The 1,325-nt window shown below is 63.9% G+C and carries 1 protein-coding gene; it reads left to right on the top strand.

Translation table 11 applies throughout. The features are described 5' to 3' along the window. Positions 1–79: 79 nt before the first annotated feature. Positions 80–1,264 (top strand): integrase core domain-containing protein, encoded by a 1,185-nt coding sequence (locus EOA28_RS35890; protein ID WP_127253944.1) that lies wholly within the window; start codon positions 80–82, stop codon positions 1,262–1,264. Positions 1,265–1,325 lie beyond the last annotated feature (61 nt).

Raw genomic sequence — 1,325 nt, 5'->3', positions numbered from 1 at the left:
TGTCCGAACCGGATAGATAGGTAACAGAATGGACCGATTAGATGGGTGACAGTTTTCTTGCCAGCCGGGAGGACCGGCGATGGTTTGGCGAGAGACTGGCATCATGGATGAGCGGCTTCGTTTTGTTGTTGAATGCCTAGCTGGCGAGGAGACGATGACGCAGCTTTGCGCGGCCTTCGAGATCTCACGCAAGACCGGCTACAAATGGCTTGGGCGTTACCGGGAGACCGGGCCGGAAGGCCTGCACGACCGGCCGCGGGCGCCGCTCGATCACGGCCGAGCAACGGCAGCCGAGCTGGTGGAGCGGATCGTGGCGGAGAAGGAAGCGCATCCGCTGTGGGGGCCGAAGAAGATCATGGCGCGGCTGAAGCGGGCGGAGCCCAGTTGTGGCTGGCCGGCAGTCTCGACAGCTGGCGAGATCCTGAAGCGGCATGGTCTTGTGGGACGCCGGCGCTGGCGGGCTGTGGGCAATGGGCCATGGCCGGAGCCTGCGGCGCCGAATGCGGTGTGGACGGTAGACCACAAGGGCTGGTTCCGGACCCGTGACGGCTGGCGCTGCGAGCCATTGACGGTGATGGATGCATTGAGCCGCTACCTGCTGGGGCTCGAGGCGACGGGCTCGACGGCCGACGAGGAGGCGTGGCCGGTGTTTGAGCGATTGTTTGAGGAAAACGGTCTGCCGGATCGCATTCGAAGCGACAATGGCCCACCCTTTGCGTCGGCCGGCGTCACAGGGCTGACGCCGCTGGCAGTGCGCTTCATTAAGCTCGGCATCGCCCTGGAGCGCATCCAGCCAGGCAAGCCGCAGCAGAACGGGCGCCATGAGCGTTTCCATCTGACCATGCTGCCGATGGCCGATGCACCGAAGGCTGACAAAGCGGCTCAAGCCAGGGCCTTCGAGAACTTCCGGCGCAGCTACAATGAGGAGCGTCCGCACGAGGCGCTGGGCATGGACACCCCGGCACAGCATTACCGCCCCTCGACCCGACCGATGCCGAAGACAGCCCCTGAACCCGATTATCCGACCGAGGCAGCGGTGCGCGGCGTGCGCCAGAACGGCGCGGTCAAATGGCGGGGCACCGAGATCTATGTCTCGGCCACGTTGGCCGGCGAACCGATTGCCATTGAAGAGACCGAGGATGGCGAGTGGACGATGCGCTTCCACACCCATCCGCTCGGCTTCATCGATGAGAAGCACATGAAACTGGTTCGCCGCAGCGCCGCGCCAAGCCGACCGCTTGGCGCTGCGGCGACCGCATCATAGGGAGAGAAAACTGTTACCTATGTATCCGGTTCAAAGTGTTACCCATCTATCCGCTGGACAC

This window comes from Mesorhizobium sp. M2A.F.Ca.ET.067.02.1.1 (assembly GCF_004023285.1).
Classification (GTDB): Bacteria; Pseudomonadota; Alphaproteobacteria; order Rhizobiales; family Rhizobiaceae; genus Mesorhizobium.
This window is presented reverse-complemented; position numbering and strand designations above follow the sequence as displayed.